The sequence below is a fragment of the Peribacillus glennii genome (assembly GCF_003429105.1).
Taxonomy (GTDB): Bacteria; Bacillota; Bacilli; order Bacillales; family DSM-1321; genus Peribacillus; species Peribacillus glennii.
Map to the genome: position 1 here is coordinate 125474 of NZ_QVTD01000012.1, position 14745 is coordinate 140218.

The window sequence follows — 14745 nt, forward strand, 5'->3', positions numbered from 1 at the left end:
GTCTTTGCAAAATATTAATGTTTAAAGTGCCGGACGCCGGTAAATACCATGGCTATGCCATATTCATCCGCTTTCTTGATCGAGTCCTCATCACGGACAGAGCCGCCTGGTTGAATAATTGCAGTAATGCCTGCTTTTGCTGCTGCTTCAACTGTATCATCCATCGGGAAGAAAGCATCAGAAGCGAGGGCGCTTCCCTTGGCCCGCTCACCCGCCTGTTCAAGGGCAATCTTTGCAGCGCCCACACGGTTCATCTGGCCTGCTCCGACACCAAGTGTCATCTTGTTATCAGACACTACAATGGCATTGGACTTTACATGTTTCACGACCTTCCAGCCCAACTTTAAGGCTTCCCACTCCTTTTCTGTCGGCTCACGCTTTGTTGGGACTGTGATGGCAGCCTGTTCAAATCCGTATGTGTCCATATCCTGGACAAGCAATCCGCCTTCAATGGAGGTTAGTTTACGCTCAGTCTTTTGGTTGCCGCTGAAATCGATAACCAGCAAACGGATGTTTTTCTTGGCCGAAAGGATTTCAAATGCTTCTTTAGTAAATGCAGGCGCAATGACAATTTCTAGGAAAATTCCATGTAATTTTTCTGCCGTTTCTTTATCAACTTCCCTGTTTAATGCGACAATACCGCCGAAGATTGAGGTTTGATCCGCATCATATGCTTTGTTAAAGGCTACCGAAATCGTTTGGCCTGTCCCCACTCCGCACGGATTCATATGCTTGACCGCAACGGCTGCAGGTTCCGTGAATTCTTTCACAATTTGAATCGCTGCATCGGCGTCGTTTATATTATTGTAAGAAAGTTCTTTTCCATGAAGCTGTTCTGCATTTGCAATGGAAAATGATGAGCCAAGCGGCTTTCTATAGAATGAAGCTTTTTGGTGAGGGTTTTCCCCGTAACGCAACGTTTGTTTCAATTCAAAGGTCACCGTCAAGCTTTCCGGGTTTTCTTCTTCAGCTAGCTTTGTCATATATTCAGAAATGACAGCATCGTAGGAAGCGGTGTGCCGGAATACCTTGGCGGCAAGTTTCCTTTTTGTTGCAGGCTGGACCTCCCCTTTTTCAAACAATTCCGAGAGGATCGTATCGTAATCAGCGGGGTCGGTAACAACCGTTACATATTCATGGTTTTTTGCTGAGGAACGGAGCATCGTCGGTCCGCCGATATCAATATTTTCGATTGCATCATCTGGTGTAACCCCAGGCTTTGCAATTGTTTGCTGAAACGGATAAAGATTCACGCAGACAAGCTGGATGGGTGTAATCTGGTGTTCTTCGAGCTGCCTTTGATGGTCTGGATCTCCATGCTTGGCTAAAAGTGCCCCATGGACATTAGGGTGAAGAGTCTTCACACGTCCGTCCAAGATTTCAGGAAAACCTGTCACTTCGCTGATTCCTGTCACTTCTATGCCGTTCTCTGTTAAGGCTTTTTTCGTGCCTCCGGTTGATATGATTTCAAAACCGGCCTCTTTCAATCCTTTTGCGAATTCAATAATACCGGTCTTATCGGAAACACTAAGCAATGCTCTTTTAGACACTTCTATCCCTCCACTTGTATGTGTTGATTTTTAGTAAACAATTGCTCCAGGACGAGCGGATACAAATTGTGCTCTGAAGCCTGAATCCGCTGCTGGAGTGCATCTTCTGTATCATTCTCAAGAATCGGCACCGAGCTTTGAGCGATGATTGGCCCAGTGTCCATCCCTTCATCTACATAATGAACCGTAACGCCTGTCTTTTTCACTTTAGCCGCAAATGCCTGGCCGATTGCATCCTTGCCCGGAAACGCAGGAAGCAAGGATGGATGGATATTGACGATGCTGCCAGGGAATTCCCGCAAAAGCGTCGGTCCGATCAAACGCATATACCCGGCCAAAACGATGAAGTCCACTCCACTTTGACGGAGACGGGTCAATATATCTTTTTCATATTCCTCTTTGTTGTTGTAGTCTTTAGGTGAAAAGCAGAATGTATCAATACGTTCTGCTAGTGCCCTTTGCAGGACATAGGCGTCCCTTTTGTCACTTACGACAAGGCAGATGTCCGCATGCAGCTGCCCTTCTTTCACCGCATCCGCAATCGCTTGAAAATTACTGCCATTGCCTGATGCAAAAATGGCGATTTTTTTCATCAGGCAAAGGACACCCCTTCCTTTCCGGTCACTTTTCCAATAACAGCCGCCTTTTCTCCACAGTTTTCAAAGTGGTTTAGCACATCTTCCTGATCTTCTTCACTTACAACTATGGCCATGCCGATTCCCATATTGAAGATGTTGAACATTTCTTCTCGGGCAAGATTGCCCTTTTGTTCAAGCAGCGTAAAAATAGGCGGGATATCCCAGGTTCCAAATGTAATCTGAATTCCGGTATTTTCAGGCATCATACGCGGGAGGTTTTCGATAAAGCCGCCTCCGGTAATATGTGCCATCCCTTTTAGGCTAAACTTTTCCAAAGCTGATAGAATAGGCTTTACATAAATCTTTGTTGGCTTAAGCAACTCCTCACCCAGCGTACAGCCAAGTTCCGATACCTGTTCGTCCAGGGACATACCGGAATCTTGCAGCAGTACCTTACGTACGAGTGAGTATCCATTGCTGTGGATCCCGCTTGAAGGAAGGCCGATCACAATATCACCCGGAACAATATTTTTTCCTGTAACAAGTTTTGATTTTTCGACGGCCCCTACTGCAAAACCGGCCACATCATATTCGTTCTGGTCATACATGCCCGGCATTTCAGCCGTTTCCCCACCGATAAGAGCGGCGCCCGCCTGCTCACAGCCGGATGCGACACCGCTCACTATACTTTCAATTTTTTCAGGAATTGCCTTCCCGCACGCAATATAATCCAAAAAGTAAATCGGCTCTGCACCCTGCACTACTATATCATTCACGCACATCGCGACACAATCAATCCCTATGGTATCATGCTTATCAAGCATGATGGCCAGAAGAAGCTTCGTTCCGACGCCGTCCGTACCGGATACTAACACCGGCTCCTTTAAACCGAGGGATGATAAATCAAACATCCCCCCAAAGCCGCCAAGGCCGCTCAAGACTTCCGGGCGCATTGTCCGCTGAACGTGTTTTTTCATCCGGGTAACTGATTCATAGCCTGCCTCAATGTCTACCCCTGCTTGTTTATATGCATTTGCCATTACGATTCCTCCACGTTCAGCATTTTTGTATGCTTGCTTCTGCATTGTCATAAATCTCTGTCGGATAATTGCCTGTAAAGCAAGCCAGGCATTGGCCGCGGCTTTCACCGCCGAACGGCCTGCCGATGCCCTCTACCATCCCTTCAACACTCAAGAAAGTAAGGGAATCCGCACCAATAAGTTCCCTGATCTCCTCCACTGATTTTTCGGAAGCGATCAATTCTTCTTTTGATGAAGTATCGATTCCATAAAAGCATGGATTTTTAATCGGAGGGGAACTGATACAGACATGTACCTCTTTTGCCCCCGCTTCCTTCAGCATGCTGACAATCCGCTTACTTGTTGTGCCGCGAACAATCGAGTCATCCACCATTACGACACGTTTCCCTTCCACAACACCCCTGACGGGAGCCAGTTTCATTTTTACCCCTTGCTCACGAAGGGACTGTGACGGCTGTATAAAAGTACGTCCAACATATCTGTTTTTGATCAGTCCCATTTCATAGGGAATGCCGGATGCTTCTGCATAACCGATTGCCACTGAAATGCTTGAATCAGGAACGCCAGTAACCACGTCAGCATCAATTAATGCCTCCATGGCCAGTCGTTTTCCCAGATTTTTTCTGGCAGTGTGAACATTGATGCCGTCAATATTGCTGTCCGGACGGGAAAAATAAACATATTCCATCGTACACATCGAGCGCTGGCTCGACATCGCAAACCGTTCAGAATGAATTCCTTCTTCGTTAAGGACTACCAATTCACCTGGTTCGAAGTCCCTGATAAATTCAGCACCGACTATATCAAGGGCACATGTTTCCGAAGCCACTACATAAGCATCGCCTAACTTCCCTAAAGAAAGAGGGCGAAGACCTTGCGGATCAACGGCGACCATCATTTCTGTTTCGGTCATGATCAAGAAAGCATAGGCTCCCTTTAGCATGCTTAATGCATTCTTTACCCGATTCCTCAATTCCGAGAATCCGCCTCTTTTAATGAGATGTGCAAGCACTTCAGTGTCGGAGGTAGTTTGAAAGATACTGCCCTGGGCTTCCAACTGGCCTTTCAACTGACTTGCGTTTACGAGATTCCCATTATGCGCCAGGGCGAGCCCTCCACTTTGGGAGTTAAAGAGAAACGGCTGTACATTCTCATACCCGCCGCCTCCTGCTGTGGCATAACGCACATGGCCGATTGCCGAAACGCCGGACAATCCCTGCATTTTTTCAGCGGTAAAAACTTCAGTGACCAGTCCTTCTCCCTTTACACCTGTCAGTTTATTTCCATCACTCAGCACCATGCCGGCGCCTTCCTGTCCTCGATGCTGCAGGCTGTGTAATCCATAATACGTAATCTGGGCCGCATCCGGATGTCCCCAAACACCAAAAACACCGCATTCTTCATTCAGGCCTTTTATTTCAGCAAGCATGGGATGGCTCCTTTCCAGGTGTTGTATAATTCGTTGACGTCTGCATCGAATAATCTTTTATTTTCTTCAGCAAAAACTGTCAATACAGGGCTGCTTGTCACTTCGCCAATCAATGCCGCATCAGAGGTGATTGCTTCAAATGCTGACCGATTTTCCGGCTTGACTGAGATTAAGAAGCGGGATTGCGTTTCACTGAATAGCGCGGCTGCTTCGTCCCCAGTCACTTGAATCTCAGCTCCAAGGCCCTCAGTACCAAATAAAGATTCAGCCACCGCAACTGCCAAACCGCCTTCTGCCAGGTCATGGGCCGATGCAGCTAAACCAGCTTTAATTGCTCTCAAAATTTCAGATTGGCGCTTTTTCTCAACCGCTAAATCGATAGAAGGAGCTTTGCCGAAAATTCTGCCTTCAATCATTTTTTGCAGTTCGCTGCCCGCGAATTCTATCTTTGTTTCTCCCACTACATAAATCAGGTCACCCGCGTTTTTAAAGCTCTGTGTAGTTACATGTTTGAGGTCTTCAATCAAGCCGACCATTCCCACTACAGGGGTAGGATACACGGCTACGCCATTCGTTTCATTGTAAAGCGAGACATTTCCACCGATTACAGGCGTGCTTAATTCACGGCAGGCATCACTCATTCCGTCTGCCGCTTTCTCGATTTGCCAGAAAATCTCGGGTTTTTCAGGATTCCCGAAATTCAAGCAGTCGGTAATCGCGAGCGGTTCGCCGCCAGAGCAAACGATATTACGCGCTGCTTCTGCCACAGCGATTTTTCCGCCGGTTTCAGGATCCAGATATAAATAGCGAGAGTTGCAGTCCGTTGTCATCGCAAGTGCTTTATTGGTATCCCTGATTCTTACGACAGCCGCATCCGAACCTGGCACGACAACCGTATTTGTCTGAACCATATAATCGTACTGGTCGTATACCCATTCTTTGCTTGAAATCGTAGGCTGGGATAATAATTGTTTGAGTGTTTCCTTGTAATCGGCCAAATTGTAAGATTTGTTTTCCATCTGTTGGAACTCTTGAAAATAAAGTGGTTCACGGGAAGGCTTATAATACACAGGCGCCTCTTCTGCAAGGGCATCAGCAGGTACCTTTGCCACTAGTTCACCGTTATGGTAAAGCGTCAGGTTTTTGTCATCTGTGACTTTGCCCACTGAAACGGCTTCGAGTCCATACTTGGAGAATAAATCAACGATTTCCTGCTCACGTCCTTTTTTGACCACGATCAACATGCGTTCCTGGGATTCTGAAAGCATCATTTCGTAAGCTGTCATGCCTGTTTCACGCTGTGGAACAAAATCGAGGTTCATTTCGATGCCGGAACCGGCCTTGCTTGCCATTTCAGCAGAAGAGCTTGTTAACCCGGCAGCTCCCATATCCTGAATGCCAACCAAAGCATCGGATTGAATCAACTCAAGACAAGCTTCAAGAAGAAGTTTTTCCATAAAAGGATCCCCAACTTGAACCGCAGGTCGTTTTTCCTCGGAAGTTTCCGATAATTCCTCGGAAGCAAAAGTTGCTCCATGGATTCCGTCACGACCTGTCTTCGCCCCTACGTACATCACGGTATTCCCTACGCCATGGGCTTGCCCCTTTTTAATATCCTTGTGGTCAATCAGCCCGACGCACATTGCATTTACAAGCGGATTTCCCGCATAGGATGCGTCAAATTGGATTTCACCGCCGACCGTCGGAATTCCAATACAGTTTCCATAGCCAGCAATCCCGGCCACTACCTCTTTGAACAAATATTTAACTCGGTCATTATCTAATTCACCGAATCTTAGTGAATTTAAAAGAGCAATAGGACGGGCACCCATGGAAAACACATCACGTATAATTCCGCCAACACCAGTAGCAGCACCCTGGTAAGGCTCGATTGCTGATGGGTGGTTATGGCTTTCAATCTTGAAAACAACCGCCTGTTCATCGCCAATGTCAACGATCCCTGCCCCTTCCCCAGGCCCCTGTAAAACACGTTCACCAGTCACAGGGAATTTTTTTAGCACTGGCTTGGAGTTTTTATAAGAGCAGTGCTCTGACCACATAACGGAAAATAAACCGGTCTCTGTATAGTTCGGAAGCCGTCCAAGGATTTCTTCAACCTTCGTAAATTCTTCATCGGATAATCCCATTTGTGCATAGATGCGCTCTGATTTGATCAGTTCCGGTGTTGGTTCAAGCAGTAACGACATGTGATTCCCTCCAGCTTTTTACGATTGATTGAAACAATTTTAACCCGTCCGCACTTCCTAACAATGAATCGACTGCGCGCTCCGGATGAGGCATCATGCCTAGAACATTGCCGTTTTTATTTGTGATTCCAGCTATATCTTCAAGGCTTCCGTTTGGATTATCGCCATGATAGGTAAAAATAATTTGGTTATTTTGCTTTAATTCTTCAAGCGTTTGCTCATCACAGTAATAATTCCCTTCACCATGTGCAATCGGTACGGAGATGACTTCTCCTTCTTCGTAAGCATTTGTGAAAAGGGTTCGGCTGTTTTGCACCTTCAGCTTTTGCTGACGGCAGATAAATTTCAAATCCTTGTTTCTGCGCATTGCACCAGGCAAAAGACCTGCCTCAAGCAGAATCTGGAATCCGTTGCATACGCCAAGGACGGGCTTTCCTGCTTCAGCAGCCTTTATCACTTCGGACATGACATTTGAAAAACGGGCAATCGCTCCTGAACGAAGGTAGTCTCCATATGAGAACCCCCCAGGAAGCAAAATCCCGTCATAACTGGCCAAAGACTTTTCTGTATGCCAGATAAATTCCGCTTCCTCACCGAGTTCATCCCTAATCGCATGGTACATATCGCTGTCACAATTGGAGCCCGGGAAAACGATCACAGCAAACTTCATTGAGCGACAACCTCCTCGACTTCATATCGATAGTCCTCAATCACAGTATTTGCCAGCAATTTTTCACACATTTCCTTAACGACCTGGTCCACATCGCGATCACTTTTTTCCAGGGAAAGCTCAAGGTATTTGCCGATTCGAACATCCTTCACTTCGTTATACGCCATGCTGTGCAAGGATTGCTGTACAGCCGTTCCCTGTGGATCTAATACACTCTCGCGCAATGTGATATATACTTTGACTTTATACATGATGATTTTCCCCCAGCTTCGTTAAGATTTTTTCATATGCATCCGTTAAATTGCCTAAATCACGGCGGAAAACGTCTTTATCCAATCTTTCATTGGTCTTTATATCCCAAAGCCGGCATGTATCCGGCGAAATTTCATCTGCAAGCAGGATTTCATTGTCCATGGTTTTGCCGAATTCCAATTTAAAATCGATTAAGTTAATACCCAGTTCCTTAAAAAAAGGAGTTAACACTTGATTGATTTGCAAGGCCTTTTGTTTTAGAAGCTCTACTTCTTCTTTGTCCGCTAGAGCTAACGTTTCAATATGGTCTTCCGTCAGAAGAGGGTCCCCAAGTGCGTCGTCCTTATAATAAAATTCTACCAGCGGTTTCTTGAAAGGGGTCCCTTCAGGAATGCCCAGTCTTTTTGAAAGGCTGCCGGCAGCAGTATTCCTTACAACCACTTCAAGAGGGATGATGTCGACTTTCTTGACGAGCTGTTCCCTGTCCGAAAGCTGCTTGACAAAGTGTGAAGCAATGTTTTTCTGATGAAGCTTTGAAAATAGCAAACTCGTAATTTTGTTATTCAGGATTCCTTTGCCTGAAATCTCTGCTTTCTTCTCTCCATTGAACGCTGTGGCAGAGTCTTTATATTCCACCCATACCAACGCGTTGTTGTCTGTTGCATAAATTCGCTTTGCCTTTCCTTCATACAGCATTTCACCCTTTTTCATCTATCAGCCCTCCGGATTCGGAAAATTAAGACATTAGCAGGTAACATCATTTAAAGATCCACTGCCGATCGTTATCGGCAGCAGAAAAAATACAAAATATGAAATAGTAAAAAGCAGTTCCTGAAAGATTTTCCCACGATGTCACCAAAAAATAAAAGTTTTTTGGCCTCGAAGTGTGTCTTGTAAGTATTCCTTGTGTGATGTCGACGTTTGCCAAAGGACGTGGCAGCCCTTAGTCGACCTTCCCTTACTTACAACCCTAAACGTTCAAAAATCATATCGACATTTTTTAAATGGTAATTGTAATCGAAGCAATCATCGAGCTCTTCTTTCGTGAGCAGGCTCGTGATTTTTTCGTCCTGTTCAAGAAGTTCCCTGAAAGGCATTTGTGTTTCCCATGCCTCCATCGCTTTCGGCTGCACGGTGTCGTAGGCTTCCTCACGGACAAGCCCTTTTTCGATCAAGGCCAGCAAAACACGCTGTGAATAAATCAACCCAAGTGTTCGGTCCATATTGCGTTTCATATTTTCTGGATAAACCGTCAAGTTTTTCACGATATTGGCAAACCGGTTCAGCATATAATTCAAGGCGATGGTAGCATCAGGCAGAATGATTCTTTCTGCAGAAGAATGCGAGATATCGCGTTCATGCCACAGTGCCACGTTTTCATAGGCTGTCATCATATAACCGCGGATGACCCTTGCCATTCCAGTCATATTTTCTGAACCAATCGGGTTTCTTTTATGCGGCATCGCAGAAGAGCCTTTTTGGCCTTTTGCAAAAAATTCCTCCACCTCACGCGTTTCACTCTTTTGCAATCCGCGTACCTCGGTTGCGAACTTTTCAATTGATGTTGCGATTAGCGCAAGAGTGCTCATATAATGTGCATGGCGGTCTCTCTGCAGCGTTTGAGTTGAAATAGGAGCAGCCTTTAACCCTAATTTCTCACAGACATACTGCTCGACAAACGGGTCAATATTCGCATACGTACCAACAGCCCCGGAAATCTTTCCGAACTCAATGTTTCTTCTGGCTTCCGCAAAACGTTCCACATTCCGTTTCATTTCCTCATACCAGAGGCCGAGCTTCAAACCAAACGTTGTCGGTTCAGCATGGACACCATGCGTACGACCCATCATTACGGTATATTTGTGCTCACCGGCTTTATTTTTCAGGATTTCGACAAATCTTTCGAGGTCCTTTTCCAGAATGTCATTCGCTTGTTTTAACATATAAGAAAGGGCTGTATCCACCACATCCGTGGAAGTCAATCCATAGTGGACCCATTTACGTTCGTCACCCAATGTTTCAGAAACCGCACGTGTAAACGCAACAACGTCGTGGCGTGTTTCTTCCTCAATTTCATTGATGCGGTCTATATTGAAGGACGCATTTTCACGGAGAAGCTTTACATCCTCCTTTGGAATAACACCAAGCTCTGCCCACGCTTCACAGGCGAGAATCTCCACCTCAAGCCAAGCGTTGAATCGATTTTTATCTGTCCAAATCGCTCCCATTTCCGGGCGTGTATAACGTTCAATCATGTAATATCCTCCGTTTCGGCTGCGAATTCCAAAAACCGCTGCCGCTGATTTCAGTCAATGCCATGTCAATTGTCGGACGCAAAATGTTGATATGGCCCATTTTCCGATTTTGTTTAGCATCTTTTTTTCCATATAGGTGAATCTTCCAGTCAGGCAAATTGGAAACATTCGTTGTAATGCCTTCTAAATGCTGACCCAGAATGTTTACCATGACAACGGGCTTCAATATATCAGTATTCCCCAGCGGCCAATTGCATATTGCCCGGATATGCTGTTCGAATTGGGATGTCTCACAGGCATTAATTGTATAATGTCCTGAATTATGAGGCCTTGGGGCAAGTTCATTAATAATGATTTCATCCTTTTCCGTCAGGAACATTTCGACCGCAAGTGTGCCGACAAGATCCAGTTCTTCAGCGATTAGCTGTGCTTGGTTGACAGCCTCTGCCTCTGCTTTCCCCGATATCCTTGCCGGAACAATGCTTTTATCCAAAATATTATTGACATGGATATTCTCAGCAACCGGGAAACAACTGCTTTCCCCATTTGCCTTTCGGATGATGATGGCCGAAACTTCCTTCACAAAAGGAATCCAGGCTTCCAACACGCATTTTCCCTTTATCAGGATGTTTTTGGCAAGTTCAATATCCTGCTCTGTCCGGATCACCTGCTGCCCTTTGCCGTCATAGCCTCCGCGTGCTGTCTTTAACACACATGGATACCCGACCTTTTCAATCCCATTGTATAGGTCGTGCAGATTATTTACTGCGAAATATGGGGCAACCGTTGCCCCGGTCATAGAAATCGCAGCCTTTTCCAGCAGCCTGTCCTGGGTGACTTTCAACAATTCCGAGCCTTGCGGGACATACGCATGATCTTCCAGCCATTCCAGGGCCTTTGAACTAATATTCTCAAATTCAAAGGTGATCACATCACTGACACTTGCAAGCTCATTCAAAGAATCCAGATCATCATATGCTCCGTTAATTTCGATATCGGCAACCTGCCCGCACGGACAGTTTTCTGTTGGGTCAAGAACTGCGACCCTGAAACCAAGTGACTTTGCCGAGAGCGCCATCATCCTGCCAAGCTGCCCGCCACCTATGATTCCAATTGTATCTCCAGGTTTGATCGTTCGATTATTTAAGCTGCTCACTGCTCTCTAACACCTTTTCCCTTGTTTCATTTCGCATGGCCTCAAGCTTTTCTGCTACACCGCTGTCCGTACATCCAAGAATTTGCGCGGCCAGCAGACCAGAATTGACAGAACCTGCTTTGCCGATCGCAACAGTGGCTACAGGAACTCCGCCTGGCATTTGCACGATGGATAATAAGGAATCCATTCCATTTAGGGCTTTCGTTTGAACCGGCACCCCTATCACAGGCAGTGTTGTTTTAGCAGCGGTCATTCCCGGCAAGTGGGCTGCCCCTCCTGCACCGGCGATGATTACCTTAATTCCTCTGTCCCTCGCGCTTTCCGCATATTCAAACAATAAATCAGGTGTCCTGTGCGCTGAAACAACCCTTTGTTCATAAGGGATTTCCAGCTGCTCCAGCGTCTCACAAGCATACTTCATTGTTTCCCAATCAGAAACACTTCCCATTATAACGCCAACTTGAGGTTTCATTCGGTTCTCCTCCAACATGTTGGTTTCATTTTTACCTATAGAAATAAAAACCGGACAGACTTCTCTCGGGTTTCGAGAAAGTAGTCTGTCCGGAATCATCGTCTTGTCTGTCGCAATGCTTAACGACAATATATTATCCAGAAAATATCTACTTCCTCTCATAGTCCAATAATTTACGGTTATTGGGTAGAAACTTTCGGGCCATATCCCCGAGGATTATATGAGAGATTTTCTTTTCACTCCCCCATCTTACAAGGGGAAAATGCTTCTGTCAAGTCGTAAATCGAATAATGAAAGGATAAAATTAATAATCGTTCGTGTTTTACTCCATCAATCTAGCCTCAAAGATAGTTTTTCTCTGGACAGGCTCATATTCCACCTTTCCCTCGTTTACGTTTTCTTTAAAAATGGGCTTTTCAGTCCGTTTTGTGGGAAAATAGCCGGCTGCCTTAATCCTTTCGAGGCACTCGTCAATGCTTTCTCCCTCTGCTACTTCAAATAGTTCTTTTTTCTTCTTGGTCACGATACCAGCATCCTCCCTTTCCCTAAAAAGGGGTATTCAAGTTGTTCAATTTTACCATACAAGCTGACTCATTTACCTTTATTTGTATTATCAGTATTAACAACCGTTACCCTTTGTAATTACAGTAAAAAAATATTGAAAATTTAAAATAAAAGTGTAAAATTACACTTAACTATTGAATAGGATAACAACAAATTAACGTTTCCATGCGATTATCTTAGGAAGGACCCTTTATGAGAAAAATTACCTGGATTGTTTTGTTGGTGTACTGTATCGGTTTCGTGTGTTCCATAAGCTTGTACAAAGCCCAAATTTCCAATCCGGAGGTTGAAGACAAAAGCCGCCTGCTGCCCGTGAGAATTAAGGAAATTGCGCAAGCAGGTGGAGAAAGAGAACTTCAAACTCTTGTAAAAAAAGCAGAGGCTGCGGACGATAAAATATCAATAGCCGGGATGCAGCATAGCCAGGGCGGCCATACCAACTACCCTAATGCCATTATGGTAGACATGAAAAAGTACAATAAAATCCTTAAGCTTGACATAGCAAGAAAAACCATCAGGGTCCAAAGCGGAGCAACCTGGGATGACATCCAAAGGAAAATCAACCCACATGGTCAAGCCGTCAAAGTAATGCAATCTCAAAATATATTTACAGTCGGAGGGTCGTTAAGTGTGAATGTTCATGGCCGCGATATTCGTAATGGCGCATTAATCGATACTGTAGAGTCCTTTCGGTTACTGAATCCTGTGGGAAAAATCTTGAATGTAAGCAGGACGGAAAATGCTGAATTATTCCCTCTGGTAATAGGGGGATATGGACTGTTCGGGATCATTTTAGACGTCACACTGCATCTGACTGATGATGAATTATATAAAATTAGGACGAAAAGTTTAGATTATAGAGAGTACGCATCTTATTTTAAAGAAGAAGTAAAAGGAAATGACCAGGTAGAAATGCATATGGCGCGAATCTCCGTGGCACCGGATTCACTATTAAAGGAAATGTATGTTACGGATTATGTATTAGCCAACAATCAGCACAAAATAAAAGATTGGAATGAACTAAAAGAAGAAAGAATCATTGCCCTGCCAAAATTTTTTATGGGATTATCCAGACACAGCGATTGGGGCAAAAATATTTTTTGGCAACAGCAAAAGAAATATATTCAAACAATAAACGGCAACTACGAAAGCAGAAACAATGTAATGAGGTCAGATAGCCAATTCATGGAGTACAACCATCCTGAAAAAACAGAAGTCCTTCAAGAATATTTCGTTCCTGTTATTGAATTTCAAAGTTATGTCGAAGGCCTAAGAAATATCCTAGAGCGTGAAAAAGCCTTCAATTTGTTAAATATCACCGTTAGATATGTAGAAAAAAATGACCACGCCACGCTTTCTTTTTCCAAATCGGATATGTTTGCCTTTGTACTGCTGATCAACCAAGGTACTGCAGGCAAGGATATCAAGAAAACAAAACGTGTCATAAATGAAATGCTGAACCTGACTTTAGAACATGGAGGAAGTTATTATTTGCCTTATTATTCCTACCCATCAAAGAACCAATTCCTGCAGGCATATCCTCGGTCCCAAGAATTCTTTCAGCAGAAACGAGAGTACGACCCAAACGAGCGGTTCGTCAATTTATTTTATGAGGAGTATGGGAAATGACCTATCACAAGTTTATCTATTATCAAAGTTTCATATCGGTTGCCGGCAGCATGATTTTTCCTTTTTACGTACTGATGCTGAAAAATGCCGGGAACAGTTACTCCCAATTTGGCTGGGCTTATGGACTGTTTGCGTTGTCTTCCGCTTTATTTTATCCCGTGATAGGCAGGTTTGCTGATCGTGTTGGCGACACCGTCTTATTTTCCCTCTACTCCTGGTCCATGGCTGTAATTCTTTTACTTCTTCCCCTTTTGACCGAAGTCTGGCAGGTTTATATCATCCAGATTATGATGGGCATCCTGGGAGCCATCCAAAGAAATACGGAAAAAACTTCGCTTGCCCGAAATGTGTCCAAACAAAGCGCCGGCAAAGAAATAGGCAAATATCATGTATGGACCTCTGCCGCAGCCGCCATCGCCATTATCCTTACAGGTTATTTAGTGGATTTCCTCACGATTGGCAGCATCTTTTATCTTGCTTCTCTGTTTTATGCAGTGAGCGGCATGGTCTCATTAAAGCAAACGAACAAATTAAATCGAGCAGCAATTACTATAAACTTTCGAGATAAGATAAATAAGAGGGAGATATGATAACAGACAGGAATTTAGAGATTGGTTGCCGGGGGTTTTAAAATTTGGATAAGATGACAAGGATATATTATCTTAATAAGAAGGCCCCGCTAAATTGAATGATTGAACTTCATTGGTTCGTGAGGGATTTGTTCCATCCTTTTAGAAAATACCACTGTCCACCTATTATGCCAACCTACCTTGTTCTGGTTCACTATGGGAAAGGTAATAAATTGCTTATTCATAAGTAAAGAAAGAAGGATGAAACAGTGTTTTCATTTCAACTGCTTTTCCCAACAAAAAAGACCAGCCTATTCGGCTGGTCTTTTGTTTGCTTGGCGACGTCCTACTCTCACAGGGGGAGAACCCCCAAC

14 protein-coding genes and 1 riboswitch are annotated in these 14745 nt (G+C 44.6%); of the genes, 2 read left to right on the forward strand and 12 right to left on the reverse strand.

The annotated features are described in order from the left end of the window. Window positions 1-14: 14 nt before the first annotated feature. The 12 genes from purH to D0466_RS17090 form a co-directional block, all read right to left on the reverse strand. Window positions 15-1550 (reverse strand): bifunctional phosphoribosylaminoimidazolecarboxamide formyltransferase/IMP cyclohydrolase, encoded by a 1536-nt coding sequence (purH, locus tag D0466_RS17035; RefSeq protein ID WP_117323744.1) that lies wholly within the window; start codon window positions 1548-1550, stop codon window positions 15-17. A 2-nt stretch (window positions 1551-1552) separates the two neighbouring features. Next, window positions 1553-2143, reverse strand: coding sequence for a phosphoribosylglycinamide formyltransferase (purN, locus tag D0466_RS17040; RefSeq protein WP_117323745.1), 591 nt, complete (start codon window positions 2141-2143; stop codon window positions 1553-1555). Continuing rightward, window positions 2143-3168 carry a phosphoribosylformylglycinamidine cyclo-ligase gene (gene purM / locus D0466_RS17045; protein WP_117323746.1) on the reverse strand — a complete coding sequence of 342 codons (1026 nt, stop codon included), beginning with the start codon at window positions 3166-3168 and terminating at the stop codon, window positions 2143-2145. Before purM ends, purN begins: the two co-directional genes overlap by 1 nt. Before the next feature lie 16 nt (window positions 3169-3184). Further along, complete coding sequence (purF, locus tag D0466_RS17050; protein ID WP_117323747.1) at window positions 3185-4597, reverse strand: amidophosphoribosyltransferase; 1413 nt, start codon at window positions 4595-4597, stop codon at window positions 3185-3187. Further along, the gene (purL, locus tag D0466_RS17055; RefSeq protein ID WP_117323748.1) at window positions 4582-6804 is read right to left on the reverse strand and encodes a phosphoribosylformylglycinamidine synthase subunit PurL; all 2223 of its coding nucleotides are present in this window, start codon (window positions 6802-6804) and stop codon (window positions 4582-4584) included. Before purL ends, purF begins: the two co-directional genes overlap by 16 nt. Next, window positions 6788-7474, reverse strand: coding sequence for a phosphoribosylformylglycinamidine synthase subunit PurQ (gene purQ, locus D0466_RS17060; RefSeq protein ID WP_117323749.1), 687 nt, complete (start codon window positions 7472-7474; stop codon window positions 6788-6790). The genes purL and purQ overlap by 17 nt, the downstream gene beginning before the upstream one ends. Next, window positions 7471-7725 carry a phosphoribosylformylglycinamidine synthase subunit PurS gene (gene purS, locus D0466_RS17065; RefSeq protein ID WP_117323750.1) on the reverse strand — a complete coding sequence of 85 codons (255 nt, stop codon included), beginning with the start codon at window positions 7723-7725 and terminating at the stop codon, window positions 7471-7473. Before purS ends, purQ begins: the two co-directional genes overlap by 4 nt. Continuing rightward, complete coding sequence (gene purC, locus D0466_RS17070; RefSeq protein WP_117323751.1) at window positions 7718-8437, reverse strand: phosphoribosylaminoimidazolesuccinocarboxamide synthase; 720 nt, start codon at window positions 8435-8437, stop codon at window positions 7718-7720. The genes purS and purC overlap by 8 nt, the downstream gene beginning before the upstream one ends. Before the next feature lie 251 nt (window positions 8438-8688). After that, a complete protein-coding gene (gene purB / locus D0466_RS17075; RefSeq protein ID WP_117323752.1) occupies window positions 8689-9981 on the reverse strand; it encodes an adenylosuccinate lyase in 1293 nt (430 codons plus the stop codon). After that, the gene (gene purK, locus D0466_RS17080) at window positions 9974-11137 is read right to left on the reverse strand and encodes a 5-(carboxyamino)imidazole ribonucleotide synthase (RefSeq protein WP_117323753.1); all 1164 of its coding nucleotides are present in this window, start codon (window positions 11135-11137) and stop codon (window positions 9974-9976) included. The genes purB and purK overlap by 8 nt, the downstream gene beginning before the upstream one ends. Next, window positions 11121-11609 (reverse strand): 5-(carboxyamino)imidazole ribonucleotide mutase, encoded by a 489-nt coding sequence (gene purE / locus D0466_RS17085; RefSeq protein ID WP_117323754.1) that lies wholly within the window; start codon window positions 11607-11609, stop codon window positions 11121-11123. Before purE ends, purK begins: the two co-directional genes overlap by 17 nt. A gap of 141 nt (window positions 11610-11750) precedes the next feature. After that, window positions 11751-11853, reverse strand: a riboswitch (purine riboswitch). Between the two features lie 78 nt (window positions 11854-11931). Continuing rightward, complete coding sequence (locus tag D0466_RS17090) at window positions 11932-12132, reverse strand: NETI motif-containing protein (RefSeq protein WP_325048736.1); 201 nt, start codon at window positions 12130-12132, stop codon at window positions 11932-11934. Window positions 12133-12365: 233 nt separating this feature from the next. Between D0466_RS17090 and D0466_RS17095 the strand changes: the two genes are divergently transcribed. Continuing rightward, entirely contained in the window at window positions 12366-13802 is a 1437-nt protein-coding gene (locus D0466_RS17095; protein ID WP_117323756.1) for an FAD-binding oxidoreductase, read from the forward strand. After that, window positions 13799-14392 carry an MFS transporter gene (locus D0466_RS17100; RefSeq protein WP_117323757.1) on the forward strand — a complete coding sequence of 198 codons (594 nt, stop codon included), beginning with the start codon at window positions 13799-13801 and terminating at the stop codon, window positions 14390-14392. Before D0466_RS17095 ends, D0466_RS17100 begins: the two co-directional genes overlap by 4 nt. The last annotated feature ends 353 nt before the right edge of the window (window positions 14393-14745 follow it).

Bases quoted from the DNA above. Each gene is read 5' to 3' on its own strand.
- purN (WP_117323745.1), bottom strand. From the start codon at position 2,143: ATGAAAAAAATCGCCATTTTTGCATCAGGCAATGGCAGTAATTTTCAA.
- purM (WP_117323746.1), bottom strand. From the start codon at position 3,168: ATGGCAAATGCATATAAACAAGCAGGGGTAGACATTGAGGCAGGCTAT.
- purF (WP_117323747.1), bottom strand. From the start codon at position 4,597: ATGCTTGCTGAAATAAAAGGCCTGAATGAAGAATGCGGTGTTTTTGGT.
- purL (WP_117323748.1), bottom strand. From the start codon at position 6,804: ATGTCGTTACTGCTTGAACCAACACCGGAACTGATCAAATCAGAGCGC.
- purQ (WP_117323749.1), bottom strand. From the start codon at position 7,474: ATGAAGTTTGCTGTGATCGTTTTCCCGGGCTCCAATTGTGACAGCGAT.
- purS (WP_117323750.1), bottom strand. From the start codon at position 7,725: ATGTATAAAGTCAAAGTATATATCACATTGCGCGAGAGTGTATTAGAT.
- purC (WP_117323751.1), bottom strand. From the start codon at position 8,437: ATGAAAAAGGGTGAAATGCTGTATGAAGGAAAGGCAAAGCGAATTTAT.
- purB (WP_117323752.1), bottom strand. From the start codon at position 9,981: ATGATTGAACGTTATACACGCCCGGAAATGGGAGCGATTTGGACAGAT.
- purE (WP_117323754.1), bottom strand. From the start codon at position 11,609: ATGAAACCTCAAGTTGGCGTTATAATGGGAAGTGTTTCTGATTGGGAA.
- D0466_RS17095 (WP_117323756.1), top strand. From the start codon at position 12,366: ATGAGAAAAATTACCTGGATTGTTTTGTTGGTGTACTGTATCGGTTTC.
- D0466_RS17100 (WP_117323757.1), top strand. From the start codon at position 13,799: ATGACCTATCACAAGTTTATCTATTATCAAAGTTTCATATCGGTTGCC.